General features: G+C 46.6%; 18 protein-coding genes, 2 pseudogenes and 1 riboswitch. Of the genes and pseudogenes, 13 read left to right on the top strand and 7 right to left on the bottom strand.

The genetic code is table 11. The annotated features are described in order from the left end of the window. Positions 1–578: 578 nt before the first annotated feature. The 3 genes from QUB06_RS04515 to QUB06_RS04525 all read left to right on the top strand — a co-directional run bounded on the left by QUB06_RS04515 (position 579) and on the right by QUB06_RS04525 (position 2,053). Positions 579–998: a cupin domain-containing protein gene (locus tag QUB06_RS04515; protein WP_333075032.1), complete on the top strand. Its 420-nt coding sequence runs from the start codon at positions 579–581 to the stop codon at positions 996–998. Positions 999–1,142: 144 nt separating this feature from the next. Beyond that, entirely contained in the window at positions 1,143–1,472 is a 330-nt protein-coding gene (locus QUB06_RS04520; protein WP_006630924.1) for a HesB/IscA family protein, read from the top strand. Between the two features lie 8 nt (positions 1,473–1,480). Then, the gene (locus QUB06_RS04525; RefSeq protein ID WP_333288921.1) at positions 1,481–2,053 is read left to right on the top strand and encodes a Uma2 family endonuclease; all 573 of its coding nucleotides are present in this window, start codon (positions 1,481–1,483) and stop codon (positions 2,051–2,053) included. Positions 2,054–2,189: 136 nt separating this feature from the next. On the opposite strand, the gene QUB06_RS04530 is transcribed toward QUB06_RS04525, so the two are convergent. The 6 genes from QUB06_RS04530 to atzF form a co-directional block, all read right to left on the bottom strand. Further along, positions 2,190–3,188 carry a glycosyltransferase gene (locus QUB06_RS04530; protein ID WP_333434286.1) on the bottom strand — a complete coding sequence of 333 codons (999 nt, stop codon included), beginning with the start codon at positions 3,186–3,188 and terminating at the stop codon, positions 2,190–2,192. Between the two features lie 105 nt (positions 3,189–3,293). Then, the gene (locus QUB06_RS04535; protein ID WP_333434287.1) at positions 3,294–4,508 is read right to left on the bottom strand and encodes a response regulator; all 1,215 of its coding nucleotides are present in this window, start codon (positions 4,506–4,508) and stop codon (positions 3,294–3,296) included. A 216-nt stretch (positions 4,509–4,724) separates the two neighbouring features. Further along, positions 4,725–4,955 carry a membrane protein insertion efficiency factor YidD gene (yidD, locus tag QUB06_RS04540; protein WP_333434288.1) on the bottom strand — a complete coding sequence of 77 codons (231 nt, stop codon included), beginning with the start codon at positions 4,953–4,955 and terminating at the stop codon, positions 4,725–4,727. A gap of 149 nt (positions 4,956–5,104) precedes the next feature. After that, positions 5,105–6,049 carry a tRNA pseudouridine(55) synthase TruB gene (truB, locus tag QUB06_RS04545; RefSeq protein WP_333434289.1) on the bottom strand — a complete coding sequence of 315 codons (945 nt, stop codon included), beginning with the start codon at positions 6,047–6,049 and terminating at the stop codon, positions 5,105–5,107. Between the two features lie 265 nt (positions 6,050–6,314). After that, the gene (locus QUB06_RS04550; protein ID WP_333434290.1) at positions 6,315–7,085 is read right to left on the bottom strand and encodes a calcium-binding protein; all 771 of its coding nucleotides are present in this window, start codon (positions 7,083–7,085) and stop codon (positions 6,315–6,317) included. A gap of 40 nt (positions 7,086–7,125) precedes the next feature. Next, a complete protein-coding gene (gene atzF / locus QUB06_RS04555; RefSeq protein WP_333434291.1) occupies positions 7,126–8,940 on the bottom strand; it encodes an allophanate hydrolase in 1,815 nt (604 codons plus the stop codon). Positions 8,941–9,384: 444 nt separating this feature from the next. Next, a riboswitch (guanidine-I (ykkC/yxkD leader) is annotated at positions 9,385–9,536 on the top strand. 144 nt (positions 9,537–9,680) lie between these two features. Between atzF and QUB06_RS04560 the strand changes: the two genes are divergently transcribed. From QUB06_RS04560 to QUB06_RS34660, 7 genes and pseudogenes are all read left to right on the top strand, one after another. Further along, complete coding sequence (locus QUB06_RS04560; RefSeq protein ID WP_333434292.1) at positions 9,681–10,748, top strand: ABC transporter substrate-binding protein; 1,068 nt, start codon at positions 9,681–9,683, stop codon at positions 10,746–10,748. A 106-nt stretch (positions 10,749–10,854) separates the two neighbouring features. Continuing rightward, positions 10,855–11,706, top strand: a complete 852-nt coding sequence (locus QUB06_RS04565; protein WP_333434293.1) for an ABC transporter permease — start codon at positions 10,855–10,857, stop codon at positions 11,704–11,706. 59 nt (positions 11,707–11,765) lie between these two features. Beyond that, entirely contained in the window at positions 11,766–12,542 is a 777-nt protein-coding gene (locus QUB06_RS04570; protein ID WP_333041363.1) for an ABC transporter ATP-binding protein, read from the top strand. Positions 12,543–12,983: 441 nt separating this feature from the next. Continuing rightward, positions 12,984–13,715 (top strand): urea amidolyase associated protein UAAP1, encoded by a 732-nt coding sequence (locus tag QUB06_RS04575; RefSeq protein WP_333434294.1) that lies wholly within the window; start codon positions 12,984–12,986, stop codon positions 13,713–13,715. A gap of 193 nt (positions 13,716–13,908) precedes the next feature. Beyond that, positions 13,909–14,550 (top strand): urea amidolyase associated protein UAAP2, encoded by a 642-nt coding sequence (locus QUB06_RS04580; protein ID WP_332952432.1) that lies wholly within the window; start codon positions 13,909–13,911, stop codon positions 14,548–14,550. Positions 14,551–14,750: 200 nt separating this feature from the next. Next, positions 14,751–18,368, top strand: a complete 3,618-nt coding sequence (gene uca / locus QUB06_RS04585; RefSeq protein ID WP_333434295.1) for an urea carboxylase — start codon at positions 14,751–14,753, stop codon at positions 18,366–18,368. 251 nt (positions 18,369–18,619) lie between these two features. Then, positions 18,620–18,706, top strand: a pseudogene (locus QUB06_RS34660) (WG repeat-containing protein); the annotation flags it as partial. 173 nt (positions 18,707–18,879) lie between these two features. Here QUB06_RS34660 and QUB06_RS04590 read toward each other — a convergent pair. Further along, positions 18,880–19,668 carry a class II glutamine amidotransferase gene (locus QUB06_RS04590; RefSeq protein ID WP_333434296.1) on the bottom strand — a complete coding sequence of 263 codons (789 nt, stop codon included), beginning with the start codon at positions 19,666–19,668 and terminating at the stop codon, positions 18,880–18,882. Between the two features lie 134 nt (positions 19,669–19,802). Between QUB06_RS04590 and QUB06_RS04595 the strand changes: the two genes are divergently transcribed. The 3 genes and pseudogenes from QUB06_RS04595 to QUB06_RS04605 all read left to right on the top strand — a co-directional run bounded on the left by QUB06_RS04595 (position 19,803) and on the right by QUB06_RS04605 (position 25,986). Next, complete coding sequence (locus tag QUB06_RS04595) at positions 19,803–22,562, top strand: ATP-binding protein (RefSeq protein WP_333434297.1); 2,760 nt, start codon at positions 19,803–19,805, stop codon at positions 22,560–22,562. A gap of 101 nt (positions 22,563–22,663) precedes the next feature. Continuing rightward, positions 22,664–23,983: a response regulator gene (locus QUB06_RS04600; protein ID WP_333434298.1), complete on the top strand. Its 1,320-nt coding sequence runs from the start codon at positions 22,664–22,666 to the stop codon at positions 23,981–23,983. An 83-nt stretch (positions 23,984–24,066) separates the two neighbouring features. Then, a pseudogene (locus tag QUB06_RS04605) lies at positions 24,067–25,986 on the top strand (iron uptake porin). The last annotated feature ends 480 nt before the right edge of the window (positions 25,987–26,466 follow it).

The following is a 26,466-nucleotide window of genomic DNA, read 5'->3' on the forward strand; positions in this document are numbered from 1 at the left end:
AGCTATCCCCAACCCGCCTGCGAGCCCGTTGCGGTAGGGAATCGCCCACCAGCAGCCTCCTCCCTAAGCTAAAATACTCAAAACAAGGGCAAAAGACCGATCGACCTTTTGCCCTGATTGGCTCAAACTCATATGTTGCACCATTCTCAATTACTTGTTTGGGAACAGGCTTTCCGGCCTGTTCCACAAAATATAAATTTTCTTGTGGAACAGGCCGAAAAGCCTGTTACTGACAATGGTGGGAGATATCAGCTAAAATCGATAATTGCGATCGGCAGTTAGATGTCAAAGCCGCCGGTACTGTCAACTTTAATCAATATTCAAGAACCAGCCCCCTTTCTATGAAGATTTGATGTAGATTGGGGCGATCGAGCCAATACGGGGTGACAACAGCTATGTTGGTTTTGCTATGGTTGTTAAGGCAAGTCGATCGGGCTGAGCACAACTCTTGCAAAACTCTACAGTCGGCTAACCAGTCCCCGCAGGTGGGCTTCGGTTTTAACTATAGATTAGTTAATCTCAAAAAACAACGTCGTTTACCACAGGATTCCGCAAGCAATCCTCAAGGAGTGAAAATCATGGTTCAGATTCAAGAAATTTCTCAAGTATCTACCCTGCACGCACCTGCAGCACCCAACGCAATAGCCGCTACAGAATTGCGGCCTTGGGGATCATTTACGACTCTAGAAGAAGGCCCAGGATATAAAATTAAGCGGATCGAAGTTAAGTCTGGACACCGCCTCAGCCTGCAAATGCACCACCACCGCAGCGAACACTGGATTGTCGTTTCTGGTACTGCAAAAGTTACTTGTGGCGAAACTGAACAAGTTCTGTTTACAAATCAGTCTACCTACGTTCCTCAGTGCACTTCTCACCGCCTGGAAAATCCGGGAGTTATCCCCCTGGTTTTAATTGAGGTGCAGAATGGCGAATATCTCGGAGAAGATGATATTATCCGCTTTCAAGACGATTATGCTCGTAATGAAAAGGCCAAGTAACTCAAGTTGCTAAAGATATAGCGGTAAGGTGCGCTGCGGCGCACCCTACATTCTCCGGGTAAAGTACAGGCCTAGGCGCACTCTACATTTTCAAAACTCAACATTACTTCCAAATTACCAATTACAAATTACCAATTACTGATAATGATTCATCTGAGCAAAACAGCAGCAACAGAAGTAACGCGCCTCAAGTCGAAGCATCCGAACCCCAATGCTTTATTTCGTCTGGGCGTGGAATCGAGTGGCTGCTCCGGTTTGTCTTATACAATGGCATTTGACGATGCGCCAGCCCCAGAAGACGCTGTATGCGAGTCGGAGGGAATTGAAGTTGCGATCGACCCCCAGCACTTAAAATATCTCAATGAGCTCACCTTGGATTATTCAGAAGACTTGATGGGCGGAGGTTTCCGATTTCACAATCCCAATGCCGCCCAAAGCTGTAGCTGCGGCAACTCCTTTTCGGCTAAGGAATAATCAATATGATGACACTCAAAGACTTAGAAAAAGTCCAAAAAACCTTCAAAGAAGCCGGTCAAGACTATCAAGTTGAACTAGAAAGCGGGAAGATTATCATTGTGGGCCCGTCAGACATTGTATCTAGTGAAATTGGCATTCGCTTGAGTGCCTTTCTCTTCGTTTGGGTGAATCCCCGCCGTTTGGGTCGAGTTTTTGACTCCGCAGGCGGCTTTATTTTACCTGATGCTAACCTTACAGCACCTGATGTTTCTTTTGTCCGAGCCGCACGTCTCAGGCAAAGTCCCCGTTATTTTGGAGAATTAGTCCCCGACTTGGTAGTAGAAATTAAATCACAGAGCGATCGCATTAAACCGCTAGAAAAAAAGATTCATAATTTCCTAGAACTCGGAGCGCAAGTAGGAATTTTGATCGATCCAGATGAAGAAACTGTAACAGTTTATCGTCAGGAAGGTGAACCAATTGTGTTAGGAAATCAAGATATTTTGACTGTCCCCGAACTTTTCCCTGGTTGGGAATTGCCAATTGCTGAACTGTGGCCGCCAATTTTTACTGAAGCAGAAACTCAAACTGAAGCCTAATAAAGTTTATGCAGGTTTTACATAGCCAGAAATGCGAAAAGCCTCTCTTCTCTTCCTCTGTGTCCTCTGCGCTCTCTGCGGTTAAATAATTCCTATGCAACCGTAAACGATATCAGTGCAATGGAAAAGCTTTCAATCAAGCTGGCGTACCGAGAATAATCCACTGCATTAACTGCTGCCACTCAGGAGATTGAGCTAATAAATCTGCATCGAATTCATTTCCCGCATCCTGCGAAAACTCGGCGAAAGCTTCCGCCCAATTAATTACTGTTTCCACAGGCAAATAAGGCGTATAATTCCAAGAACGCTGCAAAAACTCTATCATCTCAACAGAATGACCGGTGCGGTACAAATACCAAGCAATCCAAACTAAGGTACTGTACTTGATTTGCTTTTCCAACAAACGTATTTTATCCGGCAACTCGGGGCGAGCAAAAAAATTGTCCATCACTGCGGCGAGGGATTTAGCCTGCGGTAAACCTTTGTACATGGCGCTTTGTTCGTGCTGGCGGTAGCAAACAGTTACTTGTTGCAGCCACTCTGCTTCGCATCCCATTAAGGCTAAACGCAGCACTAAATCTGTATCTTCCGCCGGGGGAAATCGAGGATCAAATCCGCCGGCGCGCTCTAACCACTGACGGCGAAATACCATCGCGCTGGGTAACACGGGTTTCCACCGCAGCCACATTTCTAAGTCTAATTTAGGTACATTTTGCCAGGGTTTTACATCTTTTAGCGGTTCGCCTATACTATTAACTAGACGCCAGCCGCTGTGAACTATTCCGAGATTTGGTCGCGCTGCAAATACAGCCATTTGTGCTGCTAATTTGTCGGGAAAAAAGTAGTCGTCAGCATCGAGAAAGGCGATAAATTCTCCTCGCGCTAGCTCGATGCCGTGATTTCTGGCAATCGAAACTCCTCGATTTTGTTGGTAAATGTAGCGAATTCGATCGCCATATTTCTCTAAAACTAACTTGGTATCGTCTCGGGAGCCGTCGTCTACGACAATAATTTCCCAGTTAGCATAGGTTTGGTGCAGAACGCTATCGACGGCTTGGCCGACGTAAGCAGCGCAGTTGTAAGCCGGAATTACTACGCTCACCTGCGGGGTGCGATCGATCGTAACATTGCTCATAATTAATTATCTTAAATTCTATTGCGTCTTTATTTTACAATGAGCGTAGGGTGCGTCAGGAACTGACGCACCCAGCAAGGGGTTGTTGTGTTCATTAATTTGGGTTCAAGAATTGGCCAGGGTAAGTTGTCGTGAATGGAGTAAATCTTGGGGGCGAATTGCTGAAGGGTGGCGATCGCCTTTTACCTTCAAATACTTGTCAGCTATTTGTAAAACCTGTTCGGGATTGGCGGGCTTCCTCAAAAAATCGGAAGCACCTGTCAATTTCGCTCGCGTGCGGTCAATTATACTGTCTTGACTGGTCAAAAACACGATCGGAGTTTCCCGAAAAGCAGGTGTTTTTCGCAAAAAATTGCACAAAGCAAAACCGCTTGTCTTCGGCATCACCACGTCCATAAAAATTAAAGCAGGCTTCTGTTTGGAGATGATGCCCACTCCCTGCATCGGGTCTTGAATTTTTAGGACTCGATACCCCGCCGGCAATAAAATTTGCTCTAAAAATTCGCATACTGTCGGACTGTCATCGATACAAGCAATCAAAGGGCGACCCGGCCCTGCGATCGCCGCGGCCAGGCGCCACTGTTCTATAGGCGACGGCAAGTCTGGGACTGTTCGGAAATTTACTAAACCCTGCTTGATGTAATTAACTAAAGCGCGAGTTGCTACTGTCACGCACTGCTTTTTCTTAAATGCAATATCCCAAAGAGTATTCTCGCCGTTGAATACGTTAGCTAATGCGATTAAAGAATTAGAACTAAATCGATTTTCCTGTAAATGGGCCGACGCTTTTAAAAGTGGTGCTTGTTCTGGATCTACCAGCCACAAACCCATTGCTTTCCACTTCTGCCAAATTTCTTCTGTACAACACAGAACTTTCTCTACTTCTGTTAAAGACAGCAGCAAAGAAGAGGTAATTGTAGAAAAATATTTCTGGGACGGACGCCACTCCCGGCGCAAACCCGATTGACCGATCAGAGCAAATAACACTTCCGAAAGGCTGGTGTGGACGATCGCCCTAGCTTGTTCCAGACTCATTTCGCTGGCTGCTATCCCTCGCTGAAGCAGTTGATATTCCCACAGTTCTCCAGCATCGAGGTCTCTGAGATCCACTTGAAAGTTTCGACAGTGTTGCCCGATCGCCCTGTACCAGCGCCTCGCTCTGTGCGCTCCTCCCGTGGCATACACCAAACTACCCTGAAAAAAGTAAAGTTGCCACTGTTGTTCCCCTTGCTCTAACACCAGTTTCCCCGTTGCTTGTTTCTGGCTGAGTACAGCCAGAGTATGGGACAACATTTTGTATCCGATTGCGGTAGCAGACATATCAACTCGCATCCCCTGTACTCTGTTTGTACCATTATAGAGCTGCTGAGTTTTGAAAGATAACAGTAATATTACTGAATTTGGGTTAAGAAACACCACTAATTGTGCGAATTTAACCCTCTTAGGGAGTGATTCCCCTCGGTAGTTTTAGCCATGAGGATGCAACGCCTATTTGCACTATTAACTAATAACTAAAATACTGTTTGTGACTAATAACTAATTGCCCTCGCTATCTTTGGGAGGTACTGGATCGTAACCGCCTGGATGAAAAGGATGACAGCGCAAAATTCGCTTAACTGCCATCGAACCGCCGCGGGCAGCCCCAAATCTTTCTATTGCTTCGATCGCGTATTGCGAACAAGTTGGCTGAAATCTACAGGCGTTAGGCAGGTAAGGAGAAATCCCCATTTTGTAGCCTCGGATTAATCCGAGCAGCAATATTTTCACAATTTTTACCTCAGCGATTGATTAGATTAATAGGCAAATCTCGTCCGATACCGCTGTAAGCTAGGTGAATCTAGGGGATTCCCAGCGGTTAGAGTTCCGCCAATTTTTCCTGTACCAATTATACCTATTTTCAGTTTTATTTTAGATACTTAAAGCACAATTTGAGGAGATAATATGGTACTTGTCTCTGAGTTCGCTACTTGACCGATACCTAAAAAATTACCGTCTCGATCGTAAACCTGCAAGGGATAGGGAGGTTGGGGTATTGGGTTGTGGGGGGGATGGTTGCTACTTTCTTCCTCTGGCCCGATGATCGGCGTTTCGGGAATCGGGAGGCGCTGTCCTTGAAACCAGCGTTTGGTATATTCAGGGGAAAGGACGATCGCCCCTAAATGTCCCAAAACCGCCGATGGCAAAATCGGGGAGAATTTATCCTCCTGCAATTGCAGTTCTAATTGTTCAAAACTGAGACTTTCCTCGATCGAAAAACCGCTACTTTCGGTGCGAGTCAAACAAGCCAAAGTACCGCCTGTATTCAACACCGCACCCAAATCCCGCGCGATCGCCCGAATGTAAGTACCCGCCCCGCAGGCGATCGACAAATCCAATTCAGGAAAATCCCCCGGCCGCCAATCCAAGATTTCCAGCCGAAAAACCTCGACCTTCCTAGCAGCAACTTCGACAGTTTCGCCTTTTCTAGCTAACTCATAAAGGCGTTTTCCTCCCACCTGTACCGCACTAAAACTCGGCGGAAATTGCTCGATTTTTCCTATAAATTTTGGCAGTGCGGCTTGCACTTTTTCCAAACTCAACTCTGGCACCGGTCGAGAATGGATAATTTCTCCTTCTAAATCGTCCGTAGCAGTAGTTAAGCCAAACCGAATCGTGCCTCGGTAAGCTTTATTGTGTTCGAGAAATTGCAGCAGTCTGGTTGCTTTGCCCAAGGCGATCGGCAAAACGCCAGTCACAGCAGGATCGAGGGTTCCTCCGTGTCCGACTCGCTTGAGTTTCAATAGCCGGCGCACTCGCCCCACGCAGTCGTGAGATGTCATGCCCGCAGGTTTGTTGAGATTGAGAAAACCGTCATTAGTCATTAGTCAGTAGTCAGTAGTCAGTAGTCAGTAGTCAGTAATCCGTAATCATTAGTCAGTTGTTATTGGTTATTTGTTATTTGTTATTTGTCATACCCAATCCTGCTTAAATAACTTTCTCTATCTTAGTTTGCGGAGGCAGACTTCGTTTGTGTAGTTTGAGGTCAAAAGCGGTTTCAAGCACCGAGTCTCATAAAATGGTTAGCCAACCCGGATTTTGTATCAGTCAACAGTCAACAGTCAACAGTCAACAGTCCACAATTCCCAATTAAAGAATAAAGTCTGCCTGACTGATAGAAGCGCGGGCAACTCCGAATAAAGTAGCGAGAGTTTCCTTGGTGGTTGTAAGCTGAATAATTGTACTCGGCGAAGTTCCGGCCCCAGCGGAAATGGTGAGTTCGCCAAAAGTAAGGTCGGCATTCAAGCGAATTCGATCAATACCATCAGTAAAATCTGTAATCACATCCCCGTCTGCCAAACGCCCGATCGCAAAAGTATCGTTTCCGGCGCCGCCAGTTAAAGTATCTAGGCCGCGATCGCCCGATAAACAGTCATCGCCGATGCCACCAAACAGCGAGTCATCGCCGGCACCCCCAAAAAACGTGTCATTACCCGCGCCGCCCAACAAAGTATCGGTGTCTTGGTTGCCAAATAGCAAATCATTACCCTCGTCGCCCAGCATTGAGTCAGAACCTTTGCCGCCGTAGAAAGTATCGTCGCCGGCGCCGCCCAAAACGCTGTCACGGCCGGCACCGCCGAACAGTCTGTCATTGCCAACGTCGCCCAGCAGTGAGTCATCGCCGTCGCCGCCGTAGAGGCTATCGTCGGCGGCTAAGCCCAAAATGCTGTCAGGGCCACCCAAACCAAATATCAAGTTAGCCCCCGCAGTACCTCTGAGGGAGTCGGGGCCGCTGGTGCCGCGAGTGCCGCCAGGTGCCCCTCCGGGACTGGTACCGCCAGGTGCCCCTCCGGGACTGGTACCGCCGCTGGGGGTTGGGGTTGTGACGGGAATTGGTCGAATTGGCACTGCTGATGGCATGATTCTGAAGATGGGTAGAAATTTGCAATTCTAACTTAACTTAAAAGCGGAAGTTATAAGCACGCCAACCGCCCAGATCAGAAATATCGATCGCACCCGCCACAGCATAAGATTCGCACAAAAAGCCCTGCACCGTGGAGCCGTCCTCCAACACCAGGGTACCAATTCCCAGCGGCGGGGGAATTTTTGCGACAAATCCGCCGAAAGCCGCGATCGACAACTCCCAAACTTCCACCTCGATCGCGCTACCGCCCTCTATCTGACGCACCAATCCCGGCTTGCCCAGAGCTGTACCCGTCAAAGCGTACAGCTTGTAAATCGGGCTGGTACGGCAGGCGCGAACCAAAATGCCTCCCCCCTCGATTAGTTGATAATTCAGCGGCTCACCGCTCAAATGAGCGCCAACCACGGCTATTTTGACTCGTTCTTCAGAGGTCGGTTTGGCTGCGATGGTGGGTTCCGGGAGGGTTGGCAGCGGCAGGTTGGTTGCGCCCATAGTTCCCCCCAAGCGATCGTGGAAAGCAGATCCCAGGCTGCAGAGCGATAAATCGTGCCACGCAGGAGCCATCAGTGTTAATCCTGCGGGCAATCCGCTGCTTTGAAACCCGCTGGGAACTGCGATCGCACACAAATCGAGCAAATTCGCAAAATTCGTGTAGCGCCCCAGATTGGTGTTGAGCGCGATCGGCTCGGCTGCAACTTCTGCGACAGTATAAATCGTACCTGTCGTCGGCACCGCCAACACATCCATTGACTGCCACTGAATTTCAGCAAGCTTGCGGAGTTCGGCCAACCGGTACGACGCGCGGTAGGCAGAGACAGCATCGTAGCGTTTGCCACCGCTGATAATTTTGTAGACGATCGGATCGATATCCTCTGGGTGCGCGTCGAGGAAATCGCCGATCGCGGCCAACCTTTCTGCTACCCAAGGCCCGCCGTAAAGCAGTTCGGCAGCATCCGCAAAGGGTTTGAAGTCAATAGGTGCGATCGTGCAGCCCAAAGATTGCAAGCGCGCGATCGCATCCCGGTAGCGCTGTTCGGCTTCTGCATTCCCGAAAAATTCGAGTTCGCCGTCTCCGGGAACTCCCACCCGCAAGCGGGATAAATCCGGCAAAACTTTCGTTTCAGGGTGGCGAGAAAACGCATCCTCAGCGTCAAAACCGCTGGCTACTTGCAGCACTGAGGCCGCATCCGCACAGGTGAGAGCGAACACAGAAACGCAATCGAGCGATCGCACCGCCGGTAGTAGGCCGCGAGTGCCGATCGAGCCGCAACTTGGCTTTAGCCCGACAATGTTGGTAAAAGCAGCGGGAACCCGCCCCGATCCTGCGGTATCGGTACCCAGAGCAAAACTCACCAATCCGGCCGAGACTGCTGCTGCGGAACCGGAACTCGATCCGCCAGGGATGTAGCGCCGATCGAAGGGATTGCGGCAAACTCCATAGGGCGTGCGGGTTCCGACTAATCCTGTGGCAAACTGATCCATGTTTGTTTTGCCAAGCGCGATCGCACCTGCCGCGCACAGGCGCTCTACGACTGCGGACGATCGCGCTGGAGTGCGAGCAAACTGCGGACATCCCGCTGTAGTCGGAACGCCCGCCCAATCGAGATTATCTTTGATCGCAAAAGGTATCCCGTAAAGCGGCAATTGTTCGCGATCTAGGTTTTCCAAAGCTTTAGCGCGTTCGAGGGTTTCCGCCAGCGGTGCTAAATAAATCCATACCGCCGGATCTGCATAGCGCTCGATCCGATCGTACACGCTGGCGATTACATCTGCAGGCGCGATCGAGCCGGTGCGGTAGCGATCGAGCAGCGAATGAATGTCGAGACTGTTGCTGTAGTTAAATTTTTCCATAATTCACCCTCAATTTCACCGAACTCGATCGAATTTTGTCGATTTTAGATTGAAGAATTGACTTCATATCATTTCCGTTTGATTCGGACTTGTATGATATTAAATTTTGTAGGGGCGGGTTCACCAACAATAATTGCCCATAATCGATAATCTCATAAACCCGCCCCCGCCCATAGTGTACGCAGGTAAACTTCGCGATTTCCAAGCGCCCGGTTTAATCTTCCAAAAACTTTAATTTTACAAATTCGAGAAAAACCGTTTTTTGTAACATTTTACACATTTTCGCATCAAGTTTGCTGTTACCGTTTGAAACGTAGCAATCTAGTAAGATTGCAAACTACAGTATGCTTACCTTTCAAAAAGCTAAGTGCATTGCTGTTACTGACTGTCTTGAATAACTCCTTGGGTTGCAAACAGGACTTATACAGACAAAAACCGAAAAAATTTAACCGCTTCTAGGGTTCCGATTTGAATCAGTTTCTAACTCAGCTTAGAAAATTCAAGTGCTGGTCCGAGAGAAGCAGACTGGTTCTCCCAAGATTTTAATTTTAGGGAAAGACTAGCCAGTTACACGGCGGGATAAAAGCCCGGGAGAAACGCGATCGGTCATCAAGACTCGGTTCGTTAGCTCTCGGGCTTTATCCTTATATATCAGGGGGGTTTGCGGAAGCTAAGGAAGCCAAAGAAGGTGCAAAAGCTCGATCGACATATTCACCTCTAACCAGCAACCATAATATGCTATGAATATCCGATATTGCTCCCCAAAAATAACGCGATCGCCCTTATCCTACTGCGCCCTATTTTTCATCACCTTGTTTTTCGCTGTCGCCTGCGTCAACCCGGCAATTTATATCAAAACCACGACAGAAACCGAAGCAACTTCATCAGTAAGTGCTAACGCAGTTCGCCTCGGATTCAGCGCGTGGCCCGGCTGGTTTCCTTGGCAAATTGCCAAAGAACAAAAGATATTTGAAGCCAACAATGTTGCTGTAGACTTAAAATGGTTTGACGGCTACCTAGAATCGATCAGCACCCTCACAGCAGGACAGATAGATGCTAACAGCCAAACCCTCGGCGATACAGTAAACTCTATATCCGGCGGTGCCGACCAAGTAATTGTTTTAGTCAACGACAACTCGACGGGAAATGATAAAGTGATTGTCGCCGAAGGCATCAATTCCGTTGCCGATTTAAAAGGTAAAAAAGTTGCAGCAGAAGAAGGTACAGTCGATCACTTTCTATTGCTGTTAGGGCTGAAAAGAGCAGGTTTATCAGTGCAAGATATTCAATTTGTACCGCTGGAAACCGGCAAAGCTGCGGCGGCTTTCGTCGGAGGGCAAGTTGATGCGGTGGCAGTATTTGCGCCGTTTACCACCCAGGCATTAAAACGCTCAAATAGCAAGGAACTGTTTAGTTCAAAAGATTTTCCGGGGGCGATTTCCGACCATTTAGTATTCACGCGAAAGTTTATCGGCGAACACCCAGATCGAGTCCAAGCCCTGGTCAATTCATGGTTTGCAACATTGGAATACATGAAATCAAATAAAGAGAAATCTTACGAAATTCTAGCCAACCGCGCCGGAGTTAGCGTTGAGGAATACAAAGAATATGAAAATGGCACTAAGATATTTACGATCGAGGAAAACTTGAAAGCCTTTCAACCGGGAAATGACATGACTTCATTGCAGTTTGCGGCGGCAGAAATGACTAAATTTCTCGTCGATGTAAATTTAGCCAAAACCCAACCAGATATCAGCACATTATTTGACGATCGCTTTATCAAAGCTTATGCAGAAGGTAAAAGCTAGGAGGCAGAATTTACGATTTGGCAGACACAACAAAGTTTCAACCTTATTATTTATTTATACCAAAAAGCTACTAAAATTACTCGCTCAACCATTCTGCAATTAAATCATGCCACCAAATCCCGAATCCCGATCGATCCAATCCCACCTCAAGCAAAAAAGCCTAAATCCCACCGTTTTCTGGCGGATTGCGGAAGAGATACCACAACCCCTCAATATTGGGTTAACGGTAACATCGATCGCACTGCCGCTGCTGCTGTGGTGGCTAGTAACAACCTTCGCCAACGTAGACCCCAAATTTTTGCCTTCCCCCGGCAAAGTTTTAGAGGCATTTGGTCGGCTGTGGAACACTCGCGAACTTTTAAAAGACACGGTAGCGAGTTTGTGGCGGGTGGGAGTGGGCTTTCTGTTCGCCTTGGTTTTTTCCATACCAATTGGCGTGCTGATGGGCAGTTTTGCCAGTATTCGCGCCTTGCTGGAGCCCATGTTCGGCTTGATGCGATATATGCCCGCACCAGCATTCATTCCCTTGCTAATTCTCTACTTGGGAATCGGCGAAGAACCCAAAATTACCCTGATTTTCATCGGCGTCTTTTTCTTCAATTCGCTGATGGTGATGGATACAGTCAAGTTTGTTCCAAAAGACTTGATCGAATCTACTTATATGTTGGGCGGCAATCGCTGGGAAATCCTAACTCAAGTTATTTTTCCCCACGTTTTGCCGGGAATTCTTGATGCTAGCCGCATCAACCTAGCTGCGGCTTGGCAATTGGTAATCGTCTCGGAATTGATTGCGGCAACCGAAGGCTTAGGCCGCCGGATCAGCGTCGCCGGTCGATTTCTCCGAACCGATGAAATATTTGTGGGGCTGATTGTCATTGGGGCGATCGGACTGGCTTTTGACTTGCTTTTTCAATATCTGCTGCGGGTTTCTTGTAAATGGTCAAGTCAGAAACAGTAAGCAGATGTTAAAAGCCAAAATGGTGTCATTTTTTTACTTACAATCCAGAGGATAAACTCATGTTTCTACAAATCAACAATCTGCACAAAAATTTTGAAACGAAAAAAGGTAAATTAGTTGTCCTCAAGGACATCAATATGAGCATCAAGCAAGGCGAGTTTATCTGCGCGGTAGGCGCATCCGGTTCGGGCAAATCTACTCTGTTGAGGCAGATTGCGGGATTGGACAAGCCGACAACAGGGGAAGTGAAAATAGATGGCAAAGAAGTTGTTTCGCCTGGGCCGGATCGAGGTATGGTATTTCAGCATTACACTCTTTATCCTTGGATGAACGTGCAGGAAAATGCCGAGTTTGGCCTCAAACTTCAAGGTGTATCCAAGAAAAAGCGGCGCGAACAAGCGAGCTATTATTTGAATGTGGTAGGATTGACGCAGTTTGCTTCGTCGCTGCCGAAGGAATTGTCGGGCGGGATGAAACAGCGGGTGGCGATCGCCCGCGCCCTCGCTTCTGAACCTAAAGTGTTATTAATGGATGAACCTTTCGGCGCCTTGGATATCCACACTAAAGAATCGATGCACGAATTTATGCTCGATTTGTGGCGCCGCACTCAGATTACAATCTTTATGATTACCCACGATGTCGAAGAAGCGGTTTTTCTTTCCAATCGGATTTATGCTTTGGGCGCTCGTCCCGGTACAGTGAGAAAGGAAATGTCGATTAATTTGCCCGATCGCACTCCCAGCGTTAAACGCCACGCCAAATTCCACGATTACCGCGACGAACTCATGGATTTGATGCGGAAACACGGACAGGAAGCAGTTGCAATGGCTGCTTAAATAGAAATAGGTTTGTATTTGCACTTTTTGGGCGGGCAGGATGCCCAACCCACAAGAAAACTCACTCTTTGTGGGACGGGCATCTTGCCCGTTCTTGAGAATGGTGCAAGATGTAAACGGACAGGAAGCAGTTGCAATGGCTGCTTAAATAGAAATAGGTTTGTATTTGCACTTTTTGCACCCCCGCCAACAGTACAACGGTCAACCTAAGTAAGTGGAAACTTAACATCTTGCACCCTTGTCAATTACCTATTTAGGAACGGGCAAGATGCCCGTTCCACAAAACTCAATTTTATTGTGGAACGGGCATCTTGCCCGTTCTTGAGAATGGTGCAAGATATCAGTGGAGATAAATATTACTTTGGGAGAGGGTGAGTTTTGCCACTACAAAATACTATTGTTTTGTTTCCCTGACCCCCCCAAATACATCAAGAGGAACTTATGGTGCAACTATCATCGATCGACACAAACTCAGAAATTGATTCAAGCCTCGTATTAATGCAAGAAACCGTACCGGGCGGCGCGTACTGGTCGGGAGTCATCAAGCGGGGAAACACCCTGCGAATCACCGATTTAGAAGGCTCTCGCGGCGTTTCCATGCTGTGCTACAACGCCGACAATGCGATCGAACGTTTCAACGCAGCAGACACAGCCAAAATTCAATTCAACGCCTTTCTCAAACAAGGCATGGTGCTTTACACAGACATGGGACGCATCCTATTTTCCATCACCCAAGACACATCCGGCTGTCACGATTTGTTAGGAGGATGCAGCAACGCCATTAGCAATGCCAAAAAATACGGCGAAGGAGACTGGAAAAACTCCCGCGACAACTTCCTCAAAGCCCTAACTCGCTGGGGATTGAGCAAAAAAGATATCATGCCCAACATCAACTTATTTACTCGCATTGCCGTCAAACCAGACGGCACGATGGAGTTTCGCGAAGGCTGCGAAAAACCGGGTAGTTTTATCGATTTGCGAGCAGAAATGAACGTATTGACCGTTATATCTAACTGCCCCCACATCCTGCATCCGGCTTCAATTTACGATCCAAAACCCATCCAAATTCAGATTGTGAAAACCCCCGCACCCGCACCAGACGACTTGTGCCGCACCGCCAACCCAGAAGCCGTGCGCGGCTTCATCAACACCGATGCTTTGTTCCTGCAATAGACAGCACTGCATTTAATCGCCTCCAATTCCCGCCATCATCTGCGTTTATCAGTGTTTATCTGCATAACATCTGCGGTTAAAAGAGCCATCAAAAACTGAGGCAAAACACCTAATAAACCAGATTTGAAAACTATATCTAATCCGCACCGGCCTGCGGCAAAAAATGCTGTAAATTAATCAACCCAAGTGAACCATGACTGCAACCACCCAACAAATCCTCGATCCAAAAACTGCAATTTATAACGAAGTTTTACCCGCCAGACATCCCTGGGCTCGCGTCATCAAAAAAGGACAGATTCTCCGCATTGTAGATTTAGGCGGAAATCAAGCAGTAGATTTTTTAGTTTACAATGCCGATGACCCTTCCGAACGCTACAGCGCCCCCGATACGATCGTCAATCAAGGCAACATCTTTGTCACTACAAACAGCCAACTCATTTCCAACGAAGGGCGAGCCATGATGACCATAATTGCTGACTCCTGCGGGCGGCACGATACCTCCGGCGGCGCCTGTAGCTGCGAGAGCAATTCAGTGCGGTTTGGACTAGATAAAAAATACCAGCACGCCTGCGTTGAAAATTTCCTCGCCGCAATTCTTCCCTACGGTTTGGGCAAACGAGATTTAGTCAGCAATATCAACTTCTTTATGAATGTTCCGGTTAGCGAAGATGGCACGCTTGAAATTGTTGACGGCATCTCCGATCCGGGAAGTACAGTTGATTTGCGAGCCGAAATGAACGCGCTGGTTGCTATTTCTAACTGCCCGCAAATGAACAATCCTTGCAATGCTTACAATCCTACCCCGATTCAGTTGATTGTTTGGGATTCCGTGTAATCTAATATACCCGCCACGAGCTATTAGAATCCGCAGTGAGGGGGACGCTGGCACTATTGTTAGCGCCCTTCCCTATTGCCCCAAGAGACTTGCATAGCATTCCCAACCTTTCCTATCTAGAAATTATCTGCGTTTATCTGCGTTCATCTCCCTTACATCTGCGGTTGACTTATCAATCAAAGATTCATACAAATACCCAAATGTTTAACAAAGTTTTGATTGCCAATCGCGGTGAAATTGCCTGCCGAATTATCCGCACCCTCGATCGCCTCGGAATTGCTTCGGTAGCAGTATATTCGGAAGCCGATGCCCACGCCAAACACGTTTTCGCCGCCAGCGAAGCCGTTTGTATCGGTGCAGCCGCCGCAGCCGAGAGTTATTTGCGGTTCGATCGCATTCTCGAAGTTGCGCGCCAAACAAAAGCTCAAGCCATCCATCCGGGTTACGGCTTTTTGAGCGAAAATGCTGAATTTGCCGAAGCTTGTGCAAGCGAAAATATTGCATTTATCGGCCCGACTCCGAGTCAGTTGCGCTGCTTTGGATTGAAGCACACCGCGCGGGAAATAGCCGCTGCAAATCAAGTGCCGCTAACTCCCGGAAGCGAACTTTTAGCAAGTTTGGAGGATGCCCAAAAAGCGGCTGGGGCGATCGGCTATCCGGTGATGCTCAAAAGTACCGCAGGCGGCGGCGGCATCGGTTTGCAGGCTTGTTTTGGCGATCGAGATTTGGCCGAAGCATTTGAAAAAGTACAGCGTTTGAGTCAAAGCAATTTTAAACAAAGCGGCGTTTTTTTAGAGAAATACATTCAAACAGCTAGGCACATTGAAGTCCAAATTTTTGGAGATGGCAAAGGAAATGTCATAGCCTTGGGCGAGCGAGATTGTTCGGTGCAGCGGCGCAATCAAAAAGTAATTGAAGAAACCCCCGCCCCTGCTATTAGCGACGAACAGCGAAATCAGTTGTACGGTGCAGCCGTGCGGTTGGGAAAAGCGGTAAATTACCAGTCCGCCGGTACTGTTGAATTTGTCTTTGATGTCGATGCCAAACAGTTTTATTTTTTGGAAGTCAACACGCGCTTGCAAGTTGAACACGGCGTTACTGAAGCTGTCAACAACATCGACCTCGTTGAGTGGATGGTAAAACAGGCTTCTGGGGATTTGTTCCCCCTGGAAGAGTACCGCTCTCGGCCGCAGGGACACTCAATTGAGGTGCGAATTTATGCCGAAGATGCCGGCAAAAATTTTCAGCCGAGTTCGGGGTTGCTGAATCAAGTTGCGTTTCCCGAAAACGTCCGCTGCGACAGTTGGATAGAAACCGGCACGGAGGTTACTCCTTTTTACGATCCGCTGCTAGCCAAAGTAATCGTTTGCGGGGATAATCGAGAAGAAGCGATCGCTCAACTTAAAGCTGCTTTAGATGCCAGTGAAATAGCGGGAATTGAAACTAATTTAGATTACCTCCGCCAGATTTTGGACGATTCCCGATTCAGCCGGGGGGAACTGAGCACGCGCTTTTTAAACTCTTTTGAATACGCACCTTTAACGATCGATGTATTGGATGGGGGAACCTACAGCAGCATTCAAGATTATCCGGGGCGGATTGGCTATTGGGATGTGGGCGTGCCGCCTTCTGGGCCGATGGATCATCTGGCATTTCGATCGGCAAATCGTTTAGTAGGAAATCCCGAATCGACAGCAGGATTGGAATTCACAGCGACAGGCCCAACTCTGCGCTTTAATGCCGATACAGTTATTAGTTTGACTGGTGCAACTATGAAGGGAACGCTAAACGGCGAATCTGTGCCGTTTTGGACGGCAATTCCCGTAAAAGCTGGCAGCATTCTCAAGTTAAAAGGCATTCAAGGCGGCGGCTACCGCACTTATTTAGCGGTAAAGCACGGCTTTAATGTCCCCGATTATTTGGGCAGCAAATCAACTTTTGTACTGGGCAAATTTGGCGGACACGCGGGCCGCACGCTGCGTCCGGGAGATGTGTTAAAACTCAACCAAACTGCAAGTCTGGAAGCGGAAATATCTTTGCCTCCCGAACTAATTCCCACCTACAGCAATAATTGGGAAATCGGCGTTTTGTACGGGCCTCACGGCGCGCCGGATTTCTTTACTGAGTCAGACATCGAAATGTTTTTCTCTACAGAATGGCAGGTGCATTACAACTCGACGCGGACGGGCATTCGGCTGATCGGCCCGAAGCCAACCTGGGCGCGTCAAGACGGCGGGGAAGCGGGTTTGCACCCGTCTAACATTCACGATAATGCTTACGCGATCGGCACGATCGATTTTACGGGCGATATGCCTGTAATTCTCGGTCTTGACGGCCCGAGTTTGGGAGGTTTTGTGTGTCCTGCTACTATTGTGCAGTCGGAATTGTGGAAAATCGGGCAACTGAAACCGGGGGACAGCATTCGCTTTCACTGTTTGAGTTTTGCTGAAGCTTTGCAGCGGGAATTAGCACAAGATAAGCAAATTGCTACTTTTTGTTTGCCTGTTTTTGGGAAAAATGCGGAGGAATTGCCCGCAGTTCCCGCCTCTCCAATTTTGCACGAAATTCCCGACTCTCCGGCACAGGTTGCTGTTACTTACCGTCAAGCTGGGGATAAATATATTCTAGTTGAATACGGCCCGTTGGTGCTGGATTTAAATTTGCGTTTTCGGGCGCACGCATTGATGGAACAGTTGAAAGCAAATCCGTTGCCTGGTGTTATCGAATTAGTGCCTGGAATGCGATCGCTCCAAATTCATTTTGACAGCCGCCAGATTTCGCAACAGCAGCTAATGCAGGCGCTGATTAAGGCTGAGGCGGAACTTCCGGCGATCGAGGATTTGGAAGTGCCGGCGCGAATTGTGCATTTGCCTTTATCTTGGGAAGATGAATCGACGCTGTTGGCCATTGAAAAATATATGCAGTCTGTGCGATCGGATGCACCTTGGTGTCCCAGCAATATTGAGTTTATTCGCCGCATAAACGGGCTTGACAGCATCGAACAAGTCAGAGAAATTGTATTTAATGCTAGCTATTTAGTGATGGGTTTGGGAGACGTTTATTTAGGCGCGCCCGTCGCAACTCCCCTCGATCCGCGCCACCGTTTGGTTACTACTAAATACAATCCCGCCCGCACTTGGACTCCTGAAAATGCAGTTGGCATTGGCGGCGCGTATTTGTGCGTTTACGGGATGGAAGGGCCGGGAGGTTATCAATTTGTCGGCCGCACGGTGCAAATGTGGAATCGGTTCAAACAAACGGCGGATTTCCAGTCTGGTAAACCTTGGCTTTTGCGCTTTTTTGACCAAATCCGATTTTATCCGGTTTCTCATGAGGAATTGCACCGCTGTCGGGAAGCATTTATCGAAGGGAAGTTTAAATTAAAGGTTGAGGAAATCAGTTTTAATTTGAGAGAATACAATGAGTTTTTGCATTCTATTGCTAACAGTGCCGCTGAGTTTAAAGCGCAGCAGCAGGCCGCATTTAATGCAGAGCGCGATCGCTGGGCCGCCTCCGGGGAATTTGAAGCTGAATCTGCCGCAGAATCCTCGGCGGATGTGGCTTCTGAAACGGTGGCGGAGGTTACTTTGCCGATCGGCTGTGAGGCAGTTGTCGCTCACGTTTCGGCCAATGTTTGGCAGGTGCTGGTTAATGTTGGAGATGCGGTTGCTGAGGGCGATCGCCTGTTAATTTTGGAAGCGATGAAAATGGAAATTGCTATTACTGCTGATGTTGCGGGCACTGTTGCCGAGTTGTTTTGTGAAAAGGGACAAACGGTGACAGCCGGACAAATTTTAGCGGCAGTTCAACCGAATTAATCCCTCTGTTGTGACTGCGGGGACAGTAGAAGCCGTTGGATAATTGGGGGATGATTTTAATTGTTTTGTGGGATGGGATATCGTAGCCAGTCAGGTGTATTTTCACTGAAGCCGGGACACGCCACAAGAATCATCCTCTAATTGTGCAATACCCGCTCATTTAATCAAGGTTTAGCAGCAGTTACCCCTCCAAAAGGGTGGGGATATATCAATCAAGCAGGCTAGTGGGCGATCGCCCCTAAGTTTCCGCTGTAGGCAGTTTTTCCGAAGGCTTAGCCGCTGTCAAGCGCAATGACAAATCTGGCTTCATCAATCAAGCTGGAAAGCTGGTAATTTAGCTGGTTCGAGGTTCTGTTTAGGCTTTAAATTTGTTTAAAATCACATCTTGCACCATTCTCAATAACAGGCAAGATGCCCGTTCCACAAAGAGTAGATTTTCTTGTGGAACAGGCATCTTGCCTGTTCCTAAAAAGCTTATTGACAATGGTGCAACATCTCAGTTTAAATCTAGTTAACTTAACTCCAGCAGCCCAGAATTGACCGGCAAACCATCCTGAAATACCAGCAATTCTCCCGGCTGAATTTGCGTCCAAACTTCGTTATCTGTCAGCGGAAAAGTGGCAATCACAGCCACGCGATCGTCCTCGTTGGTCAATTCCCGAAAATCGACTGTTACATCTTCGTCGATCGAGTGAGCGCTAGCAAAAGGTGCTTGTCGCACAATATAATGCAGATTAGTAGAACAGTGGGTGAATAAGTGTTCTCCATCGGAAAGTAAATAATTAAAAATTCCGTGTTGTGCCAAAGTTTTAGTAATTTCCTCCAGTACCGGGTAAATTTCCGCTAAAGCAGGCTTACTTTGAGGAAAAGTGGAGCGCAGCTTTTCTAATATCAAACACAATGCTTTTTCGCTGTCAGTTTGACCAACCGGCTTGTAAACTCCGGCACATTCTGGATAAAAATTTTCGAGATTTCCGTTGTGAGCAAATACCCAATAACGTCCCCAAAGTTCCCGAATAAAAGGGTGGCAGTTTTCCAGAGCAATTTCGCCTTGCGTAGCTTTGCGGATGTGAGCAATAACGTTAGTTGAATGAATGGGATAGCGGCGCACTACTTCTGCCACCGGAGAAGCAATCGCAGGTTTAGAATCTATAAAAAGGCGACATCCCAAACCCTCAAAGAAAGCAATTCCCCAACCGTCTTGATGAACGTCCGTTTTGCCCCCCCTTGCAGAAAAACCCTCAAAAGAAAAGCAAATATCTGTCGGAACATTGCAGTTCATTCCCAGTAATTGGCACATGACTGTTGATTGTATGAAGTTTGGACTACTCATGCCGCAGCTATTGGCAGCTACAGACTGGCGATGATACTATTATAGTAGTAAGGGATTTAGCATTATTAAAAAAATCTAACATTTAGGGATTGTAAAGCGTAATGCTACTGAAATTGAAAAAATCTGCCCTCGCCAAAAGCTTCAGTCATGTTCCCATACGCACGATTCTAATTGTTCCGTTTGTTTTGCAAATCTTCGCTGCTGTGGGGCTTACGGGCTATCTGTCGCTGCAAAACGGTCAAAAAGCTGTAAACGATTTAGCTTTCCGGCTGCAAAATGAAGTGAGTTTACGCATTGACCAACACCTGAACAGCTACCTGGATACTGCACGCTATCTCGCTCAAATTAACGGAGATGCAATTGAGTTAGGGTTGCTAAATCCGCAATCCCAAGAACAACTCGGACACTTTTTTTGGAAGCAAATGCAGTTGTACAATGTTGGCTACATCAGCTTGGGTACTAAAACAGGTGAATTTACTGGTGCTGGATACTACACGGGGAATAGCATCGTTGTTAATGAAATTTCTGTTAAGAAAAACGGCAACCGCGACAACTACATTTACGAAACAGATAGCGGCGGCAACCGGAGCAAGCTTTTTGAGGTTTATAAGAATTACAAGTTTGATAAAGAAGCTTGGTACGCACAGACAGTGCAAGCTGGAAAACCGATGTGGAGCGATATTTATCAGTGGGAAATCCCGCCATTTCCACTAGCTGTTTCTGCAAACCGTCCTGTTTTCGACAAAAACAAAAATTTGATAGGTGTCATCGGTATTGACCAGCGACTTTCACAAATTAGCGACTTCTTGCGGCAGCTAAAAGTTAGTCGCTCAGGAAAAACTTTTATCTTGGAACGCAGCGGTTTAATAGTTGCCAGTTCCAGTACCGAATTACCCTACACGCTAGTCAACGACAAACCGCGGCGGTTGAAAGCAATAGAAAGTCGCGATCGCTTAATTCAATCTGCCGCTCAATATTTGCAGCAAAAATTTGGCAACTTTCGAGAAATTAAAGAAAGTCAACAGTTACAATTTAGCATCAAGGGCGATCGGCAATTTTTGCACGTAACTCCCTGGCAAGACAAATGGGGTTTGGATTGGCTGGTAGTGGTTGCCGTACCAGAATCCGATTTTATGGAACAAATAAATGCTAACACTCGCACTACAATTTTACTGTGTTTGGCAGCTTTAGGAGTCGCGATCGCCCTGGGAATTTACACCTCTCGCTGGATTTCCCAACCAATTCTACGATTGGGCCAAGCATCAGAGGCGATCGCCTCTGGAGAATTAGACCAACAAGTCGAAGCATCACCAGTTAACGAATTGGGAGTTTTAAGCAATTCATTTAACCGGATGGCACAGCAATTGCGCGAATCATTCGCCGCCCTAGAAAAGACCAATCAAGAACTAGAAATTCGAGTAGAATCACGCACGAGAGAACTCAAAGAAGCCAAACTCGTCGCCGATGCAGCCAATCGCGCTAAAAGCGACTTTCTCGCCAACATGAGCCACGAATTGAGAACGCCGCTCAACGGTATTTTAGGCTACGCTCAAATCCTAGAACGCTCTCAAACCATGACCGAACCAGAACAGCACGGCATCAGCATCATCCACCAGTGCGGCAGTCATTTATTAACCTTAATTAACGACATTCTCGACCTCTCCAAAATTGAAGCTAGAAAAATGGAACTGCATCCAACTGCATTTCATCTCCCTTCATTTCTGCAAGGAGTAGTCGAAATCAGTCGCATCAAAGCCGAACAAAAAGACATAGAGTTTCATTATCAACCCACCGCAAATTTGCCCGATGGGATCGCCGCTGACGAGAAACGATTGCGGCAAGTATTGCTCAATTTACTCGGAAATGCTATCAAATTTACTGATAATGGCAGCGTCAGCTTAGAAATTAATTTCAGTAGCCACCCATCAAACTCCTCCATAATTAAACTTCATTTTCGAGTACGAGACACAGGAGTAGGAATGAGTTCCGAACAATTAGAAAAGATATTTTTACCCTTCGAGCAAGTCGGAGATAATTCCCGGAAAGCAGAAGGAACTGGACTCGGACTCGCCATTACTCAAAAAATCCTAGAAATGATGGATAGCAGCATAAGCGTGCAAAGCGAATTAGGTGTGGGCAGCGTGTTTGAATTTGAGATATCTTGCCCCCTTGCTGCGGACTGGATGCACAGCAGCAGTCTCACTAAAACCGGGAAAATTATTGGCTATTCTGGCAGGAAAAAACAAATTTTAATAGTGGACGATAGGTGGGAAAATCGCTCGGTAATTGTCAACATTCTCCAACCTCTTGGCTTCGTCATAATGGAAGCAGAAAACGGGCGAGAAGGATTAGAAAAAATTGCTGAATTGCCACCGGATTTAATTATTACCGATTTGTCAATGCCAGTCGTGGACGGGTGGGAGTTGCTGTCAGAAGTGCGGCAATCGGAAAATTTAAAAAATATCCCAGTCATTGTCTCGTCCGCTAGCGTTTACGAGATGGACAAACAACAGAGTTTAGCAGCGGGTGGAGATGATTTCTTGTCAAAACCCGTGCAAGCTGAAGAGCTTTACGTTTTGTTAGCCAAACATTTAGAATTGTCATGGGTGTACGCACAAACATTGACAGTGCCGCTCGCAAATTTACAAGAGCAAGCAGAAGTAGAAATGGTTGTGCCGCCTGCTTCTGAGTTGGCAAACTTGAGAGAGTATGCTAGAAAGGGACAAATGAAAGGAATCGAGCAGGAGTTAGAAAAGCTCACTGAAAGCGATGCAAAGTATCAGCCGTTTGTTAACCAGTTAAATCAATTAGTCAAAGAATTTAACATTCAGAAGATTAGACAATTTCTGCAACAGGGTTAGGAATTGTGCGACATATTTAATAGCGCAACTACAAACCTTTAGAGATGGCGCATAAGGGCAACTACAACTCTATAAATTTTTGCAATAAATAGGGTAAGAAAATGTTAAATGTTGAAGAAATAGGGACTATCTTAGTCATAGATGACAATCCGACTAACTTACAAGTTTTGTACAAAGCTTTGTCCGATCGCGGATATGACGTTTTAGTAGAAATGGACGGCCAAAGCGGGATCGAGCTAGTTAAAAACTCTCCTCCCGATTTGATTTTATTGGATGTGATGATGCCGGGAATTGACGGATTTGAAACTTGCAGCAGGTTGCAGGCAGATCCGTTAACAAAAGAGATTCCGATTATATTTATGACGGCTCTTTCGGATACAGTCGATAAAGTTAAAGGGCTGAGTTTAGGCGCAGTAGATTACATCAGCAAACCGTTTCAGCAAGAAGAAGTATTAGCCCGAATTAAAGTCCACTTAAAACTACGGCGACTGAGTTTACAACTGGCAGAACAAAACCAGCAGCTAGAGCAGCGAGTGGAGACACGAACTGCAAAACTTTACCAGACTATAGAAGAATTAAAGCAAACGCAATTGCAGCTAGTTAAAAGCGAAAAAATGTCCGCAATCGGGCAATTAATCGCCGGTGTCGCCCACGAAATTAACAACCCAGTCGGCTGTATAGTCGGTAATATTGAGGAAGCGACTAACGCTATTAAAGATTTGACAGAATATTTGCAGCTTTGCATGGAAAAATGCCAAACTCCCGGTTCGGAAATCGAGAAAAAAGCATCAGAGATAGAGCTAGAATTTATCATAGAAGATTTACCCAAAATGCTGTTTTCTATGAAAACCGGAATCGAGCGCATCCGCAACATCAGCAACTCGCTCCGCACTTTTTCCCGTGCTGACAGCGAGTATAAAGTGTTAGCCGATATCCGGGAAGGAATTGATAGCACTTTGATGATTTTGCAGCACCGTTTGAAGGCAAATAATAACCGTCCGGCAATTAAAATTGTCAAAAATTATGGAGAGATTCCTTTGCTTAAATGCTATTTGGGACAAATGAATCAGGTGTTTATGAATGTACTGGCAAATGCGATCGATGCTTTAGAAGAAGCTAACCAAGGGCGTAGTTTTGCATCTATTACATCCGCACCCAACATCATTACTATTACCACTCAATTATCCGAGGGAGAGCGAGAGATTTTGATTAAAATCAAAGACAATGGCAAAGGAATGTCTGAGGAAATAATATCGCAAATTTTTGATTATTCATTTACTACAAAAGCTGTTGGGAAAGGAACGGGAATCGGATTGTCAATCAGCCGTCAAATAGTGGAAGAAACCCAAGGCGGCAGTTTGACTTGTTCGTCAGTTTTGGGAGAAGGAACGGAATTTACGATCGCACTCAATCTCGAATAAACCGTGAAGCGTAGCTATCCCGTAGGGAATCGCCCTTTTTCTCACTTGTTTTGACAACCTCTAACAAAGTAGAATAATATAAAATGAAAAATCACAAGTGCGATCGACCAATTTGGAAAATCCTTAGCAGCTTAATACTAGGATTCGGATTGCAGGCATTATTCAGCATTCCAGCCTTAGCAGAAACGACTGATCCTGAAACAACAGCAAATAGTGCAAATTCGGAAGATCCAGTTAATGAATGGTATCAATTACCCGCACCGACAAATAATCTACCGGAGAATTTCGATCGTAATCTCGATCGCAAATTAGTCGAAAAATCTGACAATGTAGATGTAAATTCACCGATAAACCCCACATCGCAGCCGCCCGTACCTATCGCGAGTGAGATAGAAACTCACGTATCCGAAGCCAGCGAAACGCAGCCCGCCCCAATACCCGCATTAGTTGAAGAAAATAAATTAGAAAATCCCCCATTAGTTTACCCTGCTGAAAACTCACTAGAACAAGTTACATCAGTTTCCCAACTCAGCGACGTACAGCCCACAGACTGGGCATTTCAAGCACTGCAATCCTTAGTAGAAAGATACGGCTGCATAGCTGGATACCCCGACGGAACATATCGCGGAAACCGCGCTATAACGCGCTATGAATTTGCAGCCGGAGTCAATGCTTGTTTAGATACAATCCGCGAGTCGATCGCCAAATCAACTGAAAGTCTAGGTAAGCGAGACGACTTAATAAAACTGCAAAAATTGCAAGAAGAATTTGCCGCCGAAATTGCCACAATGCGAGGCAGAGTGGATGTGCTAGAAGCGCGAACTAGCGAACTAGAAGCCAATCAATTTTCGACCACAACTAAGCTGTCGGGATTCACAATTTTTGGAATACAAGGGCGCACGCCGAACCGTGCGGATCGCACTCCCAGAGACGGCAAAAGAGATACCAAAGACCCCGGTACAAATGTCAACATCATTAACCTAAATCAATTTTACTTAACTACTCAATTTAGTCCTCGCAGTAACTTATTAATCGGTTTTTACAACCAGAACGGAAGCAATTCACCACAATTAACCGAAGACGTAAACCTTGCTTATAATTTAGCCGAAACTTCTGGATTAACTGTCAGCGACCTCAACTACCGCTTTCTGGTCGGCGACAAATTGGCAGTGTTTGCAGGAACAGCAGGAGTTAACATGATTACCGCTTTTCGAGGGCCGAATCGGGCAGAAAGTGCAGCTTCCGGCCCCCTTTCTGCCTTCGCCCAAAGAAACCCAATTTTGAACACTGGTTTGGGTTTAGGCGGCATCGGCATTGACTGGCAATTTGCGAAGCGAGCCAGTTTGCAAGCAGTTTATTCAACTAACATTCCTGGATTTTTTGTCAGTTCTAATGGGTCGAGAGGACACAATACATTGGGTGTACAACTAACTCTGACACCAGCCGCTCCCGTGGATTTTACTATCTATTACGTTAACGATTATTCACCGAACGGTAATCTGATTAGTTTGGCAGGGGATAGTCAATTAACTGCTATCAATCCTAACACAAATAAGTCCGCGTCTCTGCAAACAAATGCAGTTGGAGCAAGTTTAAATTGGCGCCTTTCATCGCGAGTTTCTCTGGGAGGTTGAACTGGTTATACGAATTCTCGCATTCCCGGTAAATCGGGTACGGTAGCCACTACAAATTATATGGTTTTCGTGAATTTCCCCGATTTGTTTAAAGCAGGAAATTTAGGAGGAATTTATATCGGGCAACCGCCTAAAATTGTCAGCAGCAATTTACCTACAGGCAATAACGTTCCTGATTTTTTAGATACGGGTTTAGGGCGATCTGGCGGGCAACCCGGAACGACTACTCATGTAGAGGTATTCTACCGCTGGCAGGTGAATGATAATATCAGCGTCACCCCTGGATTGATCTTGATTTTTCAACCCGGTCACACTCCCGATAGCGACCCGATCTCAGTTGGTGTATTGAGAACTTCATTCTCCTTTTAAGAGTTTAACCCTGTGGGGCCGGGTTTAGTAGAGCGATCGCGAATTGCAAACAATTTTGGTGAACTCGCCCCCGAGGAAGGGCCCACAAGAAAATTTTATTTTGTGGAACAGGCATCCTGCCTGTTAAGCGAGAAAGGTGTTCTTCCGTCAGCAGACAGTGATTAAAACCCCAGCGGGATTTCCTAAAATTTTTTGTCAGTAAAAACCCGCTATCTTTACTGCAACTTTACATTTAGTAGTAATTTCCCCGTTTTTCTCTTTTTTTCCTACATACAAATACTTAATTATTAAGTTTAAAAAAATACGCATAAACACGCTTGAAACATAAGTTTTCCTAACTTAATCTATTATTAGGAGCATTACTAATAGTTCTTTAAGTTTACGTTTAGATAAATATGATTAAATCAACGGGCTGTCTTGGGTTTCTGAGCTTTGCTGTAATTTCTGCTATGACTGCCTATCCGTGTCAGGCACAAACCA

It is taken from the genome of Microcoleus sp. D2_18a_D3 (assembly GCF_036702455.1).
Classification (GTDB): Bacteria; Cyanobacteriota; Cyanobacteriia; order Cyanobacteriales; family Microcoleaceae; genus Microcoleus.

What these genes read in the sequence shown, in the direction of transcription:
- QUB06_RS04530 (WP_333434286.1), bottom strand. Translation starts at nt 3,188, where the DNA reads ATGAGCAATGTTACGATCGATCGCACCCCGCAGGTGAGCGTAGTAATT.
- QUB06_RS04575 (WP_333434294.1), top strand. Translation starts at nt 12,984, where the DNA reads ATGGTGCAACTATCATCGATCGACACAAACTCAGAAATTGATTCAAGC.
- QUB06_RS04535 (WP_333434287.1), bottom strand. Translation starts at nt 4,508, where the DNA reads ATGTCTGCTACCGCAATCGGATACAAAATGTTGTCCCATACTCTGGCT.
- QUB06_RS04550 (WP_333434290.1), bottom strand. Translation starts at nt 7,085, where the DNA reads ATGCCATCAGCAGTGCCAATTCGACCAATTCCCGTCACAACCCCAACC.
- QUB06_RS04570 (WP_333041363.1), top strand. Translation starts at nt 11,766, where the DNA reads ATGTTTCTACAAATCAACAATCTGCACAAAAATTTTGAAACGAAAAAA.
- QUB06_RS04595 (WP_333434297.1), top strand. Translation starts at nt 19,803, where the DNA reads ATGCTACTGAAATTGAAAAAATCTGCCCTCGCCAAAAGCTTCAGTCAT.
- uca (WP_333434295.1), top strand. Translation starts at nt 14,751, where the DNA reads ATGTTTAACAAAGTTTTGATTGCCAATCGCGGTGAAATTGCCTGCCGA.
- QUB06_RS04600 (WP_333434298.1), top strand. Translation starts at nt 22,664, where the DNA reads ATGTTAAATGTTGAAGAAATAGGGACTATCTTAGTCATAGATGACAAT.
- QUB06_RS04520 (WP_006630924.1), top strand. Translation starts at nt 1,143, where the DNA reads ATGATTCATCTGAGCAAAACAGCAGCAACAGAAGTAACGCGCCTCAAG.
- QUB06_RS04525 (WP_333288921.1), top strand. Translation starts at nt 1,481, where the DNA reads ATGACACTCAAAGACTTAGAAAAAGTCCAAAAAACCTTCAAAGAAGCC.
- QUB06_RS04590 (WP_333434296.1), bottom strand. Translation starts at nt 19,668, where the DNA reads ATGTGCCAATTACTGGGAATGAACTGCAATGTTCCGACAGATATTTGC.
- truB (WP_333434289.1), bottom strand. Translation starts at nt 6,049, where the DNA reads ATGACTAATGACGGTTTTCTCAATCTCAACAAACCTGCGGGCATGACA.
- QUB06_RS04560 (WP_333434292.1), top strand. Translation starts at nt 9,681, where the DNA reads ATGAATATCCGATATTGCTCCCCAAAAATAACGCGATCGCCCTTATCC.
- atzF (WP_333434291.1), bottom strand. Translation starts at nt 8,940, where the DNA reads ATGGAAAAATTTAACTACAGCAACAGTCTCGACATTCATTCGCTGCTC.
- QUB06_RS04515 (WP_333075032.1), top strand. Translation starts at nt 579, where the DNA reads ATGGTTCAGATTCAAGAAATTTCTCAAGTATCTACCCTGCACGCACCT.
- QUB06_RS04580 (WP_332952432.1), top strand. Translation starts at nt 13,909, where the DNA reads ATGACTGCAACCACCCAACAAATCCTCGATCCAAAAACTGCAATTTAT.
- QUB06_RS04565 (WP_333434293.1), top strand. Translation starts at nt 10,855, where the DNA reads ATGCCACCAAATCCCGAATCCCGATCGATCCAATCCCACCTCAAGCAA.